The organism is Okeania sp. SIO3I5, from assembly GCF_010672085.1.
Taxonomy (GTDB): domain Bacteria; phylum Cyanobacteriota; class Cyanobacteriia; order Cyanobacteriales; family Microcoleaceae; genus Trichodesmium.
In genome coordinates this window covers 1-18,284 of the sequence record NZ_JAAHHT010000193.1, presented here as the reverse complement: position 1 = coordinate 18,284, position 18,284 = coordinate 1, and the positions used below count along the sequence as shown (strand labels likewise).

Sequence of the window (18,284 nt, the reverse complement as noted above, 5' to 3'; positions counted from 1 at the left end):
TCTGCTAGTACGTTTGATGAATTGTATGAATATGAGGAGTAAATTATGACAACAACAGAAAGTTTTCTAGAATCAACTCAGGATGATGCTTTTAAGGGATTAACTGCTCAAGAGGTAAAACTAAAACTCGGAGCCGTCAAAATCAAAAATGATATCTCCATAGATTCTGCTTCTCTGGAGTATTTAGCATCCCAAGTGTGTGAAGAGTTGCGACAATTTCTAACAGAGGAATGGTTGGAACTGGATATTTATAAAAGTCTGTTACCACATATTCATCAATACCGCGACGATTTTACCGATGCCGAACTGGCAGTGGAACTTCAAAAGGCAGCTAGGTTTAGCATGATAGCTGTTGAGCAATTCCGTGAAGCCAAAGTATCATTAAAGTCGGCATTTCCAGTACGAGAGGAAACACCAGGAGAAGATGAATAATTTCAGACAAGGATTTTGTGAGTTGATACAAATTTTCAAGTATTGGAAAGATTTAATCAGTTTCTCCCCAGAGAACAAAAATCCTTACGATCTCCTAATTTTGTTCAGAATTCACTACTATCACTTTTGGTGTAACCTGCCTACTGACACTTGCGCTCGTAATGAATTGGAGAAAAGGTTGGATGCTATTAATCAACGCCGTTTAACTTATAACAGGATAGGTCATGACAACATACGCTGATATTTATTCTGGGACTGATAATGCAACTACCTTTTACACCTCAGTGGATGTAGGCCAGATGAGAATATCTCGTCTGAAGAACCTTGCTGAGTGTGATGATGAATATTATCACAGTATGAGGGAGGTTTTGAGAGAGGCGATCGCTTGCTATTGTCTTACTATGGAATCTTATTATTGTAAATTAGAGGAAATACTAAATATACAATTTGATTTTCCCGACGATGACAAACCTGCTCCAATGCCAACATTTCAACCAGGAGATAGTCTCTACTTATTTCATATCCCTCTGATAGCCGGAATTTCACCGGATTATCTAAATACATCTCTAACTCGCTATGAGTTTTTGGCACAAGTAAAACTATAAATCTATGAAGATTCCTCTGCCAACTTTTAAACCACTAACGATAACAGAAGATTCGCCCCCTTGGGTGAAAGCACTGGAGCAATGTCGCCAGGAGCAGGAGTTTCTTGATGCCTCGGATGCGGAGACGGCAGAGGATCTTCATAATGATTTGATTGCGGAAAATTACGGCTATATCAAGTTTGGGATAAAACTCGGGAAAATTATTAAAAATCAACTATATAGGGGGTGCAAAAATTTTCAAGAATATTTTTTGAAATTTTTCAGGCAATCAGATGGGTACGGTAGAAGGCAGATTCGAGCTGCTCATGTGAGTTGGCTTTTACTTGAAAATGGATTTTCGATCTTGCCTGCGTGTATTTCTCAAGCAGCTCAGTTAGCCAAAATTCTTGGTATTGATAGGAGAAAACCTCGGCCTGATGACGTCAAGCTTCTGGTAGAAAAGTGGGGGCAGATATTGGCAGCATCTAAGGTTGCTGATGCTCCTATAACTACAAATTTCATAGTTAAAACTTTGGAGCCTTTATCATACCAACCACGCAATATTAAAATGAATGACCCTACTTATGATGCAGCTAGGGAGTTGGCTAGGGTTCATCAGGAAAAGGTAGGGGTGCCGGTTAATACTGATGATTATGTTTCTCTGTTACTTCAGGAGACTTTTTTGAAGTATAAGCAGGAGAATGAAAAACAAGAGTTACCTGTTACTGAAGAGAAGTCAAGTCAAAGTTCAGTAGAAGTTAGTGTGAAAAATCATCAATTTAAGTTTGAGCTTGAGGAGGATGACTGGATTTTGTTGGGGGAGATATCGCAAGAGAACGGTGTCGCTCCTGAGAGTATTTTGGCGAGTCTGATTCGTAGGTGTCACCGAGAAACTATTAAACCTGAAGCTCCACCGCCGAGAGATAACAATTCTCAATTTGTGGCAAGTGATGAAATGGTTGTAGCTGAGAAGCGAGTTGCAACTCAGGGTGAAGCTACACCACCACCGACGGATAACAATTCTCAATCTGTGGCAAGTGATGAAATGGCTGTAGCTGAGAAACGAGTTACAGCTTTGGGGATTGAGTGGAAGTTGGTGAAACATGATGTTTGTCAGAATATTCATTATTTGGATGAAGCGATACAAATATTTAAGCAAGCAACTCCATATAATCCGGTGGGGTATTTTAAAGCTGTACTTAGAAATCGCTATCAACCTCAACCACACAAGAAATCTCAATCTTATGTAGATAAAAATATTCAAGCTAGAGAAAAACGGGGGGATGAATGGTGGGATGAGTTGGGGATATTGTTGCCTGAGCGCGATAAATATCTTCAAAGGAGGGGAAATATTATTGAGTTTATGAATGGCACTGCTAATAGTCTCAGTCAGCTTTCTCAAAGTTATCATCCCCAGGAGTTTATTAAGATAATTACAAATGACACCGGAACAGAGCAAACAGTTCAGGATGATTATTCAGAGTGGGGGGATAGAAGCTGCTCTGAGATATCTAAAGATGGTGGAATCGTTGACTTACCTATCCCACCGCCCTCGTATGAGTCTCCCTAGAGATAATTATAAGTTTAAAAGGGAAAGTAAGCGAGTGCATTCACAAAAATGCGCTGAATATAGACTACAAAAAAGTATAAGTGATTATGGAAACAACTACCCAAGATATAAATACTCTTACGATTTATGAACTTAGACGTGCTGTTCGTCGTGCTGTTCGGCGGGCGGGTTTGGGGGAGGATGATATTAGAAAGTTTGGTGACTTGAGGCGCAAGCTGACTTGGCGACTTGCTTATAGGAAATATTGTACTCCTAGGTTGTCGGATAGCGATCGGGATTTGCTGTTTGGTGAGGTTGAGTTTAAGAGCAATATCAACTTTGTCAAATACCTTTATTGTGGCATCATAAAAAGCCTGAACTGAATCAGTTGAGGATACATCCAGATTCATTACTAGAGCTTTCACACCTTCTGACTCAATTTCAGCTTGACATGAACTCGTACTAGCAGAACGAGAACCGACTGCTACATTAGCTCCACTTTCAGCTAATGCAATAGCAATAGCTTTGCCTATACCAGATGTACCACCTGTTACTATTGCTATGCGATTTTGCAGAAATTTTCCTTGACTCACTTTTTTCTCCAAGTATAAGTTAAATACCAGTTTCAAAAAATATTGCTCGTTAGTATGTAGAACAAAAATTTTTATTCAATTCGCAGTCGATATTCATAATAGACCTCTCCGGAAAAGAGGGAACAGGGAACAGGGAACAGGGAACAGGAAGAAGTAATTGATAATTTATGGATAAGAATTGATTCTATTTTTAATTTTCGGAGATGTCTAATAGTTTCAAAAGCAGTAGAAGTCGAGCGGGGTATTGCCCATAATGCCAGAATTTTCTTCATTATAGTAAGTAATTATCCCAACAACTCTATTAATTAATCCGCAGTCGATGTTCGTAAAGTTTTTGATAATAAGGCAAACAATACTCATAAGCTTGCTTTAAGTGATCATTATCTTCAATCCTGACATAATTTTTTTTTTCTTTTTCCTTAAATCCTTGACTAGATTGTAAATAAGTATGCCAACATCCTTCCCATTGTAGAATTTCAGAACGTACTTTGGGTTGCCATTTTAAGGCTTGGGGCATAAACGGAATTCCTACAGCATCACAGTAAGCTTTGACTGTAGCCTCTGGTTTTTGTACTAAGTCATCGGAATCAATCAGAGGAGGAACTTTTCCCAAAAATGCTTTGGTGGCTTCAAATAATTGGTAAAGTTCTGCATACGCAGTTTCACTTAAGCTAAAATCAGGCCAACCTGCAAATAGAGAAGGAAGAGCTTTGGCGGGATCGCGAATCAGAAAGCTATGATTAAAGTGGGATAAAAAGGCTTCATCAGCGCGATCATAAATAAAACGCCCCATATCTTTAATAAATACCGATTGGTTTTGGGCTTTATTAATGAGGTCTTGGAATAAAGGTTGAAAGTTATAAGCTGGATTACTCTCGGCCTCTTTATAGCGATCGCATCTCCTCTCCTCACTGTAGTAGAAGTACAAACCAAAGGGTTCATCAAGAACTAGAAAATCTCCCCTTTCTCGCATCATTGTTTCAAATGCAGTGGAAGTGGAGCGGGGTATTGCCCATAATGCCAAAATTTTATTCATACAATATCATCAAAAATTCTTAGACTTCAAGTTAGTTCTTTTGCCTGACCTGCCCCTTCGTGGGTTTCCCAAATTGAGCGGTAATCTTTCAGCATTACATCCAGAGCGCTAATTTTTTCCTCTGTGCCAAAAGGTTCGATAATTGTATCGATATTCGGATACAGAAATAGGGGAATTGATATGCGACTGACAGGAAGATCGTGAATAACTTCATGGGCAGTGCTAACAAATTTCCCTTTCGTCCACATTTGCAACATATCGCCTAAATTAATGACAAAAGCATCCTCCAGACAAGGAACGCCCATCCAACGGCGATCGCTCCTCACCCGCAATGATGGCGCAGGAAGGTTTTCTTGAATTAATATAGTAAACATTCCACTATCGGTATGCTTTCCAGCTTTCCCTGTTCCAGGATGATAATATATGGTACGATGAATTAAAATTGGATCGGTAAAAAAGCGATCGAACCATGTAGGTTCCAGACCTAAAGCTAAAGCCATTCCCTTTAATAAAACTGGAACTACATTGGTCATTATCTCGCTTTGCAAGCGATAGTGACAAAAAGCAAAACCAGGTGCAACAGTATCATCGGGAAAAACAGTCTGTCCAGTAAAGGGTTTGTCAGAATGAGGACGTTCTAAACCAAATTCAAAGTATTCTTTAGGATCGAAGCCAGCTTTTCCATTAGTTGCTTCGCCGTAGAGTGGAACGTAACCCCGACAAGTTTTAGGAGAAACGGTCTGAATGTCCTGTCCATATTCATTTTTAATAGCTTCTGGTAGTTCAAAAAATTGCCGAGAAGTAGCGATCGTTTCTTCTATGACTTCTTTGGCAATACCATGATTGTTCAAATAGAAAAAACCACGATCATCGCAAGCAAGATATAATCGTTCGATTTCGTGCCGATCTTCTTCCGCTAACTTTTTGAGGGAAATAATTGGCAAGCTGTCCATATTAGAATCTATTTTTTTAACTAGGTAGATGTACAATATAATATTATCACAACTTACGTCGAACGGGATCGCCACTAGGTGGTTCGACTTTTATGACCTCAGCACCAAAGCCAGCGAGGAGTTTTGTACAATATGAACCTGCTATATATTGGGTCAAGTCGATAACTTTTAAATCGGATAAAGCACCTTGGCTCATAACATTTCCTTTTTGTGGGAAAAATTTAGTCTTCAGGATGGCGAACGCTAATTGATTCTCTTCCTGGCAAAGATAGAATATCCTTTGTTTCAGCGTTATAAGCCGTTATTCAATCCGCAGTCGATGTTCGTAAAGTTTTTGATAATAAGGCAAGCAATATTCGTAGGCTTGCTTTAAGCGATCGCACTCTTCAATTCTAACATTATCTTTTTTTTCCCTTTCTTTAAATCCTTGGCTAGATTGTAAGTGATCATGCCAAAAATTTTCACATATAAGGACTTCAGGGCGTTCTTTAGATTCCCATACTAACGCTTGGGGAATAAATTCGATTCCCACAGCATCACAATAAGCTTTAACTGTAGCCTCTGATTTCCGTACTAAGTCATCAGAGTCGATAAGGGGAGGAATTTTTCCTAGAATGGTTTTGGTGAGTTCAAACAATTGGTAAAGTTCTGCATATCCAGTTTCAGTAAAGCTAAAATCAGGCCAAGCGGTAAATAAAGAAGGAAGAGCTTTGGCAGGATGGCGAATAATAAAGGTGTGGTCAAAGTAGGATAAAAAGGTTTCATCGACGCGATCGCTAATATAATGAGCCATATCTTTGATAAAGACAGGTTGGCTTTGGGCTTTAGCGATTAAGTCTTGAAATACAGGTTGAAAGTTATAAGCAGGATTAATCGCGTTCTCTGTATAGCGATCTGATTTCCTCTCCTCGCTGTAGTAAAAATAATAACCAAAAGGCTCGTGAATAGCCATAAAGTCCCCTCTCTCCCGCATCATTGTTTCAAAAGCGGTGGAAGTTGAGCGCGGTGCTGCCCATAAAGCTAATATTTTTTTCATTTTTTTGGAATACTGCTAAGTTTAACTGAACCTGTATCTTTTGATGAAACCACAAAAAAATCTCAAAAATAGAGACGATCGCTTTTAGCCATTTTTCCTCATCTTTATTTTTGCAGAAAGTCCAACAATTCTGCACCTTTACTCGTACACAGCGATCGCTTCTCCCAAAACATCCATTATTGGCTCTACACCTAAACCTGGAGCTTCTGGCGCAGAAGTCTTACCCCCTTTATTCCGGGGACCACCTTTAGCTGTATCCACAGTCAACATTTCATGGCATAACCAAGTTGCCCGCAAGTGAGTTAATGGGGTACTTTGAGCGAGATGAACCGATCCTGCATCTCCAATTACACTTCCCCCAGTAACTTCAATATTCATCCGAATTCCTGTTTCCACACAAAAATCGCGGATACGCTTGGCTTTGGTTAATCCTCCTACCCGACCAATTTTCAAGCCAATAGCCTCACAAGCACGGTCAGCTTGAGCGCGAACCACATGACCATAAGCTTGAATACATTCATCTAAAATAATTGGATGATAAGTCAGTTGACGTAGTTGTAAACACTCTTCATAAGTTTCACAAGGCTGTTCAAAGTACAAAATCGGTTCTTTTACCGAGTTCATTACCCTCATACCTTCATCTACTAACCAAGCTCTATTCACATCAAAAGTTGCAGTTTCATTAGCAGGTAAATAAGCACCGATTGCTTGAATTCTCTCAATATCTAAAGCTACATCTGCTCCAATTTTACAGGTATGGATAGTCTCCCCTTTTTCTTGACCCCGCTTAATGGATTCAATCATTTCTTCTGGAGTACCTGTGGGAACAGAATTTTGAATGGTTATTTCTTGGTCGAGACGACCGCCAAATAGTTCGCAAAGTGGTAGATTTGTTGCTTTACCCAGAATATCCCAACAAGCCATATCTAGAGCTGATTTAATATAGGGATGACCCGGTAGAGCAGTATCCATTGTCCGATAAATAAAATCAATACGTCTGGGATCGAGTCCGATAAGTTGGGGGGCGAGTTCTTCAATTCCAGCTCTGACACCTCTTGGAAAAGCGGGTAAATAAGTGGAACCCCAAGGACATCCTTCTCCCCAACCCCGAATTCCTTCGTCAGTATCCATCGCAATGATGGTGGAATCAAGTTTATCAAAATACAACCTACCACCTGATAGTCGGTAAGGATGTTCTAGAGGTAAAGTTACTTGATAGACAGTAATCTTAGATATTTTCATAATTTTCTCAAAATACTACACGACTAATAATAGAACAGAAATACAACAGCTATTTACTCAGATATAAATCTTTATATTGCTCAAAATTGTCTCTACCTGTGATATGATCCCAAACCAAGTATCCTACTCTCAAAAGTCGGCTTCCTGAACTGAGGTCAAAAGATTTTCTGCCATGAAGAATCCGATTATTATTCATCAGCAAACAGTCTCCCTTATCCAGACGGAAACAGTATTGATAATCCGGATTTTTGAGATACTTAAAGAAGGTTGTATAAGCTTGATAAAATTCCTCCATCTGCTCGAAAGGAAGATTCCAATTACTAGCATGGAAGTGAGCAAAGGTAATCCCAACTAAATCTCCAGAATCATCCAACTTAAAAATAGGTGTACTTCTGGTATAAAAATACTGCCAATCTTGATAAAATTGACGGAACTGGATCGGAGTTTCAGCTAATAACCGAAAGTAATCGGGATATTTTTCAGCAAAGTCTTTAGCAACACGAAAACCATCGACTAAAGTCGATTCTCCTCCTATGGATTCATTTTTAAGCATATAAAAGCACATTAGCAAGTGAGGATAATCTCTGTTTGGGTAATCAGTGTGAGGGGTGAGAGCATGGCAAGTATCTCCTAAGTCGTTTGCTCCAAACTTGAATTCTAGATCATAGAAAGCTCCTGCTTCAGTATGGAGCATTGGTCCGATAGAAGTCAAAAAATCCTGATGTTCTTGTGGAGTTAAGTCGTGGATTAAACTAAAACCAAATCTAAAAAGCTGATCTTTCCATCCTGGAGAAACCCCAACACTAGAATTTTCCCACTCAGATAGATAACTCTCAAACAAAGTTCTATTCCACAAAACTTCTTTAGGATAGCGACTTTGTGCTTCTTTATGCTTGTCGTTGTGGTCATCTTGGTTGCGATCGTAAGCATAAGTCATCAACCATTCAATGGGAAAGATGCTACGATGTGGAGGGTTTTCATCCCAGTCAATTATTAATTCCCGATCTGTTAACTCTACAAATTTTGGCTTTGGGATTTCTTTTCCTTCGCTGAAGTCATAGAGTTTCCCAAAAGAGGTAGGATGGCGACTTTTTTCAGAAAGACAATTATCGCGCAACCAAATGTAGTGGAAGCGTTTGTTGTTAACTGTTAGAAAAGAATCATTTTCCATCATTAGTAGCTAAGATAGTATATTGACAATTTTTGCGATTTATACTAAATCCTAAATGATTTTTGCAAGCAAAATGTAGGGGTTTGGTCTCCAAACCCGATCTAAACTTGGGGAAAGAAAACCAAACCCCTAGGATAAAATCTGACAACTTAATTTAGGATTGCTATACTTAGAGTTTGATACACAAAAAAGTTACAAATCCTAGTCTAGCATTTATTATTTCTACTTGAGAAAAATTGGTCTCCAAACCCGATCTAAACTTGGGGAAAGGAAACCCAACCCCTACGATCAAATCTAATATCAAATCCGCTGGGCAACGGAAGTGATATAATTAGGACTTACGCAAAGAAACCCGGTTTCTACGATAAATCCTTGTTTTAAGCAATAGATGTCTACGAGAAACCGGGTTTCTGGGTTCACCTGCGTAAGTCCTGATAATTCTACCATCAGAAAAGAGTGAAAAGTCCTAGTTGGTGGAGGGTTTGGAGACCAAACCCCTACAGGGCAAGAATTATACCGATACTACCGGATTTGATATGACAACTTAATTTAGGATTGCTATACTTATAGTTTGATACACAAAAAAGTTACAAACCCTAGTTTAGCATTTATTATCTCTACTTGAGAGAAACCAGTTTTAGTTAATAACTCTAGATTTTGTCTCACAGACAGAGGAACTAATACACCTTCTAATTGTTGTTTTTTGCGTTCAATTTCTTCATTACTTAATCCTTTATCTTGTTTAAAAAGTATATATTGATTTTCTATTATTTGACTTTGAAGTGTTTTTTCTGTCAGGATAAATAATCCATTACTAACTAAAGAATCAAAAATAGCTTTTAAGTATTCTTGTCTTTCTGGAATGAAATGAAGAGTCCAGTTACAAAGAACAGCATTAAAAGTCATATTTTGAACAAATGTTTTTGATTGAAAAAGTCTTGAAGCGAAATTTTTGTCAACTTTACTCAGATTTTTGCCAGCTACTTTTAACATTTCTGGAGAAGAATCTATCCCAAACAAATTTTTGAAACCCTGTTTGTATAAATACAACAATGTATTACCGCTAGCACATCCTACATCTATAATAGATCCATCTTGAGGTAGATTATTTTTAAGTATATTAATTGTTAGCTCGATTACTCTCCAATAATCAGGTATATGTTTTTCTGCTTCATCGGTAAATCTATTAGCTATTTCAGCACCAAAAATCCACTCTTGCACATCATTATAAATTTTTTCTGGATATTCTTTATTTTTGTGCATATAAAAAATATTAAACCGTAATAATTCAGGTTATTATACTATACTATGTAGAATCCGAAAATCTCTACTTATGGCTTTTTGAAACAGCCCTGAAGAGCGATTTAGAGGGATCGTAAATGTACCTCATCTTTATGATAAATGCTATACCTAGATCAAAACAACTACAAATTCGAGTCTTTTTTTGAATTAAAATTGACGAATAGTTGATTATTATTATCTGCTTTGTCAGACTGAACAATAGAAACTTGATGATAAGGAATACCTAAAGAAATTCCTGCTTCATCAAAAGCTTTTTTCACTCGCCGACGAAATTCTCTACCTAGAGGCCAATGTTGTCCAGGTGGAGTTTTAATCAACAAATGAATCAAAATCCCCTCATGGGATACCTCATCAACCCCTAAAACTTCTACAGGTTCCAGAAAGTGTTGGTTCCACTGGGATTCACTTTGCAATTGGTTTGCTACTTGAATCATTACTTCAATTGCACGATCAATATCTTCATTCCCAGCAATTTTAATCATAAAATTAACCCGAGACCAATATTTAGTCATATTAATCACGGACTCGATCCTACGATTAGGGATAGCCATTAATTGTCCGTCTAAATTACGTAGAGAAGTGATAAATAAATTAATATCTTCTACCGTTCCTGACATCCCTCCACCAACATCAATTACATCTCCCATAGCATAGCGATCGCTAGATAAAATCAAGATTCCATTGAGCAAGTCTTCAAGTATACTGCGGGAAAGAAAAGCCACTGCAACAGCAAAAACCCCCGCACTAGCTAATACCCCCAAATTAACTCCAAGCAAGAACAGACTCAAGTAAATACCAAAAAAAATTGTCAAAAAGGTAATAGCTTTTTTCAATGCCTGGGAATAAGTATCAACTCTGAGAGTATAACGATTAGATTTCGGATACAGGAGTTGTCCTTCCTTTGCCCAATGATGGAGGAGAGAATCAATCAAAATACCTCCTAATTTATCAATTAAGCTCAACCCTAGCCAGAGAATAATTATAACTAACATTTGCTCAAATAGATAGACTGAAAGAAAGCGGGTTTCACGAAATGTAAAAACAATTCCAATTAATCCCAGAGATAGGAACAAGAATTGAAAAATCAACATCAATCTCAGAAACAACTGATAGAGATTTTGTCTTTGTTTCATCAGGTTTTGACGTTGCAAAAAAAACTTTGCCTGAGAAATAGAAGTTTCCAAAGCTAGTAACTGAGTTTTCTTAGCTAAACGCCGAATAAAATGGAATGGATTTTTCTGTGATGACAGGGGTGGAGCAATTTCTAGAGAAGGTTGAACTGAAACATTATCTTGCCTAACTATCTCCTTTTTTGGTTTTATTGTTCCTGAGAATTCTTCTGTGTTACTTATATTCTCTTCTATTTTGCTAGAAGGAACTTCAGATTCAATAACAGTTTTTACCTCAGTTTCAGTCGCCATACTTTCAGTTAGTTGACTAAGTTGTTGTCGCAATTGATTGTTCTGTTTTTTCAGGAAATTGCGAATTAAATGACTCAACCAAATAAGTGCCAATACTAGCAAAATAATTGCAACAGAAATTTTGGCTCGCCACCCAGGATGCTGTAAAGATAATTCATGTCCCCAGAGAATATAACTGAAAGAGGTACGAATGTTGTTACGCCAAATTTCAGCTAATTCTTCAATTTTTTTTCCATTAGCTTTAGCATCTGGATCGGTTATGGTGACAATAGTGTCTAATTCTGGTTGCTCTGGTAAATAGATAACAGTCTGTTGATTTTTGATCCCCACTTCTACTTTTGGAGTCAAAGGATGCAAAGTTTTTTCTGTTGTAGGTAGCCAAAATTCCCAATCTGGGCGATATGGAACTTCTGACTCTGTTTGCTGCTCGATAATAGAGTTAATAATTTGTTTAAAGAATCGTACAATTAATTGCGATCGCTGCTCTAATTGTTGAATAATTTCTACATTTGAGCTATTGATATCTTGAGGTGCAGCTAAGGTTAAGTCTGCTGTTAATCCTTGCTTGACGTCACCATCGATGAAATGAACCTCACTACACCAAAATTTACCGCAACGAATTGCTTTATGTAAATCCCAAGGTTTAGATGTGAGTTGAGGATTTTGGCTATCACTCCCGGAAATAAATAAAGGAATTTGTCCTAAACTTTTAGGAGAGCAAGTTAAACTTAAAGTTAAGCTGAGAATGCTAATTATAATAAACTTGATAGTTTGTCTGAAAGTTTTCTTCATATTAACTTTGTTAACAGTATTGATTGATTGTAAGGAGAATATGGGAAGTATGGGGAGTAAGACACTCCTAAAAACTTGATTCAACGTTCCCTCGGACTTCACACTTTTCCTCTTTAGGGCGCTGTTTTCGTTGATTCAGCAAACCCCTCATGGGCTGAAAATTCAGCAAATTTTGCTGAATTTCTCTATTCCCCTATCCCCTGATCTCCCGTTTTCCCTCAATAGTTAACTTACGATATTTTGAAACAACCCTGCCTTAAAAAGGGGGGTACTTTCAAAGTCCCCCTGCTTTTTAAGGCAGGCGGGATTTAAAACTGCATCTCATAGATTCAATAACTGTGATACTTCCAAATCACAATGTGTTTATCTTGACACTTAATAGTTTGCTCATTTTTTAATTAGAGCTTGCTAATGAAATCTAAAAGCATTTACAGATAAAGGTAAGCGACTTTTTAGGTCTTGAAAAAGTACCTAGTTTTTAGCTCTTTATGCTCAAAAAGGAGCGCATTTTGGGCAAGATTTGAGCAAAAAAATTACTCCTCTACTCTCCTACTCCCCTGCTCCCCTACTCCTTAAAAAAGACTTTTTCAGCAAACTTAATTAGGCTCGTAGTTTTGATTTAGCCCCTCAAATATTTATTTTTGGGCTAGAGCAAAACTACAAACAAAAAACTTCTTTTAACGACTTAGATGTGCCAGCATATTTGTCATAACTGGAAGTTTGACTTTACTGCCAAAATCAAAGGATTTAATCTTCTCTACAATCTCTGGATTAGGTTGATAAGTATCAGTATGATCGGATATCCAACAGGTGCCAACACTCCAACGAATCACATCTTCTAATAATTCATCAGTTAATCCCATACCTCTCCCTAGATCGTTAGCTTCTCCTAAGACTAAGTAATTGATATAAGCCATAAAATCTGTCAGAGATTTAGCAATATCCATCAATTTCTCATCTTCTAATGGTTCCGGTGCCGAATATTCTAGTTGATAGGGAAGAGGTTTAATGCGCCCAAAACCATCAGTTACTCTTTCTTCAGAATGAATGTAACTCCGGTCTAAACCATAAGGAGAAGGAGCGGTAAAATCAGGCAACCGCAAATCTAAATTATTGTCTTCTTCAATTAATTTAGTGACTTTCACATGATTATCATGGGCATCATATTTCTGTCCTGCTTCTCGATATCTTTCTTCAACAATACGCCCTAACGGTAACGGAACATTTAATTCATCCGCTAACTTGACTGTTAAATCAGTATCTTTCACCGTAATTTCTAAAGAACAGGAATAATCATAACTGCCATCAAAAATAAACGGACTTACTTGCTCTGTCACCACACTATTTCCTATGGAAGGTCGAATATAATCCCACATCCATAACAAGGGAATGCCATATATTTTGCAAATCATATAAACTTCCCCTAATACCAACATTTGTGAATAAAACAACAAGTTGGTTAACAATTTTACGGTTTGAGCTTCACCTATAGTCTTACTAACAAAAAAGGAAATTTTGCCGATCGTATCAAGGGTTTCTTTACTCAGATCGTACCCTTCCCGATCGCCACTAACATAGTAACTAACATTACAAAAATCTACACCCATGTGAGAAAGATTACTCACAGGAGATTCTAAACTAAATAGTCCTTTCTTAGCAGCTTCTCCTGCTATATGTTGAGTATTATGGTAGTCAGTTGTGGAAAAATCCATCCAAGTTGCACCAGTTCTCATGCCTTCAACTGCTCCAGTTTCCCCTAACATATTTTCTAATACATGATGGGGTAAGGGTAAATTGGTAATCACCAGATCCGCACCTTGGGCAGCTTCCTTGGGACTATCTTTCCAAACTGCTCCTTTGGCAATGACTGTTTTTGCTGCTTCTGGATACTTATCATAAACTTGTACTTCATACCCATCCTCTAGCAGTTTGTAGATGTTTTGTTTGCCCATAGCACCGGTGCCGATGTAGGCAACTTTCTGTTTAGCCATAATTTCCTCTGTAGTTCTAATTTTTTCAGATATATGTCACTTTATCATGTAAAGTGACCTTAGTTTTCATTTGTCAATAGACTTCTTGCAGAAGTCAGGGAATAGGGAATAGGGAATAGGGAATGAAATAACAATTTCATGTCTTGAATTTATTTCATTTTTGATTTTTGGAGATGTCTAAGATTAAATCCGGTAGTATCGGTAGAATTATTGCCCTGTAGGGGTTTGGTCTCCAAACCCTCGACAAACTAGGAGTTTTAACTCTTTTCTGATAGTAGAATTATATCACTCCGATTTCTCGGGAACCGTTGTCCAGCGGATTTGATATAATACTTTTATTCAGGCGTAATTACAACTTTTCCAAAAAAGCTTTTACGATTTCATTTTTGATTTTTGGAAATGTCTAAGATCAAATCCGGTAGTATCGGTAGAATTATTGCCCTGTAGGGGTTTGGTCTCCAAACCCTCGACAAACTAGGAGTTTTAACTCTTTTCTGATAGTAGAATTATATCACTCCGATTTCTCGGGAACCGTTGCCAGCGGATTTGATATAATACTTTTACTCAGGCGTAATTACAACTTTACCAAAAAAGCTTTTACGATTTCATTTTTGATTTTTGGAAATGTCTAAGATCAAATCCGGTAGTATCGGTAGAATTATTGCCCTGTAGGGGTTTGGTCTCCAAACCCTCGACAAACTAGGAGTTTTAACTCTTTTCTGATAGTAGAATTATATCACTCCGATTTCTCGGGAACCGTTGCCAGCGGATTTGATATAATACTTTTACTCAGGCGTAATTACAACTTTTCCAAAAAAGCTTTTACGATTTCATTTTTGATTTTTGGAAATGTCTAAGATCAAATCCGGTAGTATCGGTAGAATTATTGCCCTGTAGGGGTTTTTTCTCCAAACCCTCGACAAACTAGGAGTTTTAACTCTTTTCTGATAGTAGAATTATATCACTCCGATTTCTCGGGAACCGTTGCCAGCGGATTTGATATAATACTTTTACTCAGGCGTAATTACAACTTTTCCAAAAAAGCTTTTACTTTGAAAAAATTTCTGAGCTTCTTCCATTTGACTCAGGGGGAAAATTTTAGCTACTGCAGGATTCAACAAACCTCGTTCAATATATCCGAGCAAGTTCTGGAACACTTCTGGGCCATAACGGTTTGCTCCTCTCATTTCCACATCCTTGTAAATCAAATCTCGCATATCTAACTCAACCAATGGACCAGCGATCGCCCCAGAAGTCACATACCTTCCTCCAACAACCAAGCTTTTGAAAACAAGACTAAAATATTCTCCTGCTACCAGATCCACAGTCACTGTCACTTCGTGCTTCGCCAAATTATCGGCAAGTTTTTCGTCACGTGCATAAGCGTAATCAGCACCCAACTCTTTAGCTAAATGTTCTTTATTCGCTCCGACAATCGCAATAACTATTGCCCCGCGAATTTTGCATAACTCAATTGCCGCACTACCCACACCACCAGATGCTCCTGTAATTATTACAGTATCTCTAGCTGAAACTCTGGCGTTTGTCACCAAATTTTCTGCTGTAGAATAAGCACATGGTAGTGTTGCTAACTGAGTATCAGGCAACTCAGAATTAATTGAGTAAACATTCGTCGCTGGAATAACAGCATATTCTGCAAAACCTCCATCAATTTCGCTGCCGACATACTGATAGTCTGCAAGTTTAGCAGTACGAATCCAAGGATATACAATAACCCGTTTATTTAGTATATCTGGGTTAACACCTTCACCAATTTCAACTGCTACCCCCACTATATCAGCTCCTTGAATTCGAGGAAATGTAACACCCATCATATTCCAGGTTGATTTTCCTTCTTCGTAGCTGTCTTTGTCTTGCAATAATTCTTGAAATCCTCCATCTGCTGCATACCAACCTGTTCTGGTACTTATGTCTGTATTATTTATAGAACAAGCTCCTACTTTGATTAATATTTCTCCTTTCTGGGGAGTAGGTTTAGGAACTTGAGTATAAAGTAATTTGTCAGGTCCGCCATATCCATTAAGGACAACAGCATTCATTAATTCTGTCATTGTTTTTGATTTTCTTAATTCAGGATAGTTGCTTCTATTTTAGCAAATTTACTATCATAGTTAGATTAACATGGTGTAATCACAACTTTACTAAAAAAGCTTTTGCTTTGAAAAAATTTCTGAGCTTCCTTAATTTCACTTACAGGAGTTTTCATTTCAGTAGACCACAGTAGGGACGTTCCATGGAACGTCCCTACAAGGTTTTGCTTATGGTGATGTGGTTCATCAATTTGAAAAGCGCTGTAGGGTAAAAACTTTAGCTACTTGAGGTTTCAGTAGACTTTTTTCAATATACTCAAGCAAGTTCTGAAACACTTGAGGTTCAATGCGAGTTGCTACGCTCATTTCTGTATTTTTGTCAATCAAATTTCGCAAGTCTAGCTCAACTATAGGAGCAGCGATCGCTCCTGCTGTTACATACCGTCCTCCAAGACTCAGTGCTTTGAAAATTATCTCAAAATTAGGACTTACGCATGAACGCTATTGGTAGGGTGTGTTAGCGCTAGCGTAACGCGCCAAAACACCATATATAGTGCCTTTGCGTAAGTCCTGAAAATATTCTCCACCTACCACATCTCCACATCTAAGGAAACAGTAATTTGATGCTGCGCCAAGTTTGATCCTAATTCATCGTTTCAAGGATAAATATAATCGACACCTAATTCCTTAACTAAATGTTCTTTATTTTTGCCGACAATTGCTAACTTTTGCTCCTCTAATTTTAGCTAACTGAACGGCAGAACTCCCAACACCGTCAGCAGTTCCCATAATTAACAAAGTATCTCGATCGCTTACTCTTCCTTTCGGGAAGGGAAGAAAGAACAACATTCATCAGACTTACGCAAAGAAACCGGGTTTCTACGATAAATAGTTGTTTTCAACAGTAAACTACTAAGAGAAACCGGGTTTCTGGGTTCGTCTACCTAAGTCCTGATTCATTAATTGTGTCATAATTGCTGTATTATTTGTAGCTGACTAAAAATTTGTCATCAATAATCTGAAATCCTTGCTTAAATCCTGCATCAATCAGCGCTTGAGTTGTCTGTCGTCCATCAAAAACATAAAAACGGCAAAATTGTTCGCTCTTTATTTCTCCATTAGCTTCAGAAAACACATACCACTTATCAACATAATTTCCCTCTTTCTTGATTTTCTGTTCATAAAAAATCTCATCTTTTATTTCCTTTTTATAGTTGGTATGACTTCCCTGAATTCCTAATGCTAAAAATCCACCTTCATCTAACTGAATGTGTAACTTTTTCAGCAACTGCTTACTTTTTTCTGGCTCGGTTATGTGGCTATAAATTTTATATTCTTCATCTTCTTTCACTATGCAAATAACACCTCCAGTTGAAACTATGGCTTCAAACTTTTCCTCAGTTTCAAATTCTGTAATGTCTTCACAAATTAACTTAACATCTGAACTTATTAATCTCTCCTTAGCAATTTCCAACATTCGGGGAGAAAAATCCACACCAACAATCTGATAGTTTGCCAAAGAAAGCATTTTTTCAGTAAGTAATCCAGTTCCTATACCAATATCTAAAACTTTTCTTCTTGCACCAAGTAAGTTGTACAAGGTATTGCTAAGGGAATCAAAGTCAAAGTACCCACTTGTCAATAGATTGTCATAATAATTTGCTATCTCAACATATTCGTTAATCATTTATTTTCTCAACTACACCCAATTTATAGATAGCCATAGAAACATAAGCCTTAACAAATTCGTTCTTAAGTAGTTTATTAAAGCTTTATCTGTAGAAATTATTGAATTTTTATCTATCTCTAAATTATACTAATTCTTTAGCCCTACCTCCCCCTTCATGGGTTTCCCAAATTGACACAAAATTCTTCAACATTATTTCTTCAGAACTAATTTTTTCATTAGTATCAAATGGTTCAATTATTGCATCAATATTTGGATAAACAAAGAAAGGAATTGATATTCTAGTTGCATCAGGATTCCGATGAAATACTTCATGGGGTGTACTAACAAATAATCCTTTTGTCCACAGTTGTAACATATCCCCTAAATTAATGACAAAAGCATCTTCTATACAGGGAGCATCGATCCATTCTTCTTGAGTATGAACTCTCAAAGAAGGCTCGG

Annotated in this window: 18 protein-coding genes; 4 read left to right on the top strand and 14 right to left on the bottom strand. The window is 37.5% G+C overall.

The features are described 5' to 3' along the window. Nucleotides 1-45 precede the first annotated feature (45 nt). The 3 genes from F6K40_RS29955 (at nucleotide 46) to F6K40_RS29945 (ending at nucleotide 2,586) form a co-directional block, all read left to right on the top strand. On the top strand, nucleotides 46-432 hold the full coding sequence (locus F6K40_RS29955; protein ID WP_293141168.1) for a hypothetical protein: 387 nt from the start codon (nucleotides 46-48) through the stop codon (nucleotides 430-432). Between the two features lie 224 nt (nucleotides 433-656). Further along, complete coding sequence (locus F6K40_RS29950; RefSeq protein ID WP_293141166.1) at nucleotides 657-1,037, top strand: hypothetical protein; 381 nt, start codon at nucleotides 657-659, stop codon at nucleotides 1,035-1,037. Between the two features lie 4 nt (nucleotides 1,038-1,041). Next, nucleotides 1,042-2,586: a hypothetical protein gene (locus F6K40_RS29945; RefSeq protein WP_293141164.1), complete on the top strand. Its 1,545-nt coding sequence runs from the start codon at nucleotides 1,042-1,044 to the stop codon at nucleotides 2,584-2,586. A gap of 14 nt (nucleotides 2,587-2,600) precedes the next feature. On the opposite strand, the gene F6K40_RS29940 is transcribed toward F6K40_RS29945, so the two are convergent. From F6K40_RS29940 to F6K40_RS29890, 11 genes are all read right to left on the bottom strand, one after another. Further along, nucleotides 2,601-3,158 (bottom strand): SDR family NAD(P)-dependent oxidoreductase, encoded by a 558-nt coding sequence (locus F6K40_RS29940; protein ID WP_293141162.1) that lies wholly within the window; start codon nucleotides 3,156-3,158, stop codon nucleotides 2,601-2,603. Between the two features lie 301 nt (nucleotides 3,159-3,459). Then, complete coding sequence (locus tag F6K40_RS29935) at nucleotides 3,460-4,194, bottom strand: sulfotransferase-like domain-containing protein (RefSeq protein WP_293141160.1); 735 nt, start codon at nucleotides 4,192-4,194, stop codon at nucleotides 3,460-3,462. Nucleotides 4,195-4,220: 26 nt separating this feature from the next. Further along, complete coding sequence (locus tag F6K40_RS29930) at nucleotides 4,221-5,147, bottom strand: isopenicillin N synthase family dioxygenase (protein ID WP_293141158.1); 927 nt, start codon at nucleotides 5,145-5,147, stop codon at nucleotides 4,221-4,223. Between the two features lie 46 nt (nucleotides 5,148-5,193). Beyond that, entirely contained in the window at nucleotides 5,194-5,343 is a 150-nt protein-coding gene (locus F6K40_RS29925) for a CoA transferase (protein ID WP_293141156.1), read from the bottom strand. Between the two features lie 105 nt (nucleotides 5,344-5,448). Further along, nucleotides 5,449-6,183, bottom strand: a complete 735-nt coding sequence (locus tag F6K40_RS29920; RefSeq protein WP_293141155.1) for a sulfotransferase-like domain-containing protein — start codon at nucleotides 6,181-6,183, stop codon at nucleotides 5,449-5,451. Between the two features lie 138 nt (nucleotides 6,184-6,321). Next, complete coding sequence (locus F6K40_RS29915; RefSeq protein WP_293141153.1) at nucleotides 6,322-7,425, bottom strand: mandelate racemase/muconate lactonizing enzyme family protein; 1,104 nt, start codon at nucleotides 7,423-7,425, stop codon at nucleotides 6,322-6,324. A gap of 49 nt (nucleotides 7,426-7,474) precedes the next feature. Further along, nucleotides 7,475-8,599 carry a TauD/TfdA family dioxygenase gene (locus tag F6K40_RS29910; protein ID WP_293141151.1) on the bottom strand — a complete coding sequence of 375 codons (1,125 nt, stop codon included), beginning with the start codon at nucleotides 8,597-8,599 and terminating at the stop codon, nucleotides 7,475-7,477. A 561-nt stretch (nucleotides 8,600-9,160) separates the two neighbouring features. Further along, nucleotides 9,161-9,859, bottom strand: a complete 699-nt coding sequence (locus tag F6K40_RS29905; RefSeq protein WP_293141149.1) for a class I SAM-dependent methyltransferase — start codon at nucleotides 9,857-9,859, stop codon at nucleotides 9,161-9,163. 161 nt (nucleotides 9,860-10,020) lie between these two features. Then, nucleotides 10,021-12,111 (bottom strand): mechanosensitive ion channel family protein, encoded by a 2,091-nt coding sequence (locus F6K40_RS29900; protein ID WP_293141147.1) that lies wholly within the window; start codon nucleotides 12,109-12,111, stop codon nucleotides 10,021-10,023. 677 nt (nucleotides 12,112-12,788) lie between these two features. Continuing rightward, entirely contained in the window at nucleotides 12,789-14,102 is a 1,314-nt protein-coding gene (locus tag F6K40_RS29895) for an NAD(P)-dependent oxidoreductase (protein WP_293141145.1), read from the bottom strand. Between the two features lie 1,010 nt (nucleotides 14,103-15,112). Beyond that, on the bottom strand, nucleotides 15,113-16,174 hold the full coding sequence (locus tag F6K40_RS29890; RefSeq protein ID WP_293141143.1) for an alcohol dehydrogenase family protein: 1,062 nt from the start codon (nucleotides 16,172-16,174) through the stop codon (nucleotides 15,113-15,115). 325 nt (nucleotides 16,175-16,499) lie between these two features. Between F6K40_RS29890 and F6K40_RS29885 the strand changes: the two genes are divergently transcribed. After that, complete coding sequence (locus F6K40_RS29885) at nucleotides 16,500-16,664, top strand: hypothetical protein (protein ID WP_293141141.1); 165 nt, start codon at nucleotides 16,500-16,502, stop codon at nucleotides 16,662-16,664. A 191-nt stretch (nucleotides 16,665-16,855) separates the two neighbouring features. On the opposite strand, the gene F6K40_RS29880 is transcribed toward F6K40_RS29885, so the two are convergent. The 3 genes from F6K40_RS29880 to F6K40_RS29870 form a co-directional block, all read right to left on the bottom strand. Next, nucleotides 16,856-17,002 carry a hypothetical protein gene (locus F6K40_RS29880; protein ID WP_293141139.1) on the bottom strand — a complete coding sequence of 49 codons (147 nt, stop codon included), beginning with the start codon at nucleotides 17,000-17,002 and terminating at the stop codon, nucleotides 16,856-16,858. Between the two features lie 133 nt (nucleotides 17,003-17,135). Further along, a complete protein-coding gene (locus tag F6K40_RS29875) occupies nucleotides 17,136-17,840 on the bottom strand; it encodes a class I SAM-dependent methyltransferase (protein WP_293141137.1) in 705 nt (234 codons plus the stop codon). Nucleotides 17,841-17,964: 124 nt separating this feature from the next. Next, nucleotides 17,965-18,284, bottom strand: a 320-nt coding sequence (locus F6K40_RS29870) for a 2OG-Fe(II) oxygenase family protein (RefSeq protein WP_293141135.1), incomplete at its 5' end; no start/stop codon positions are given.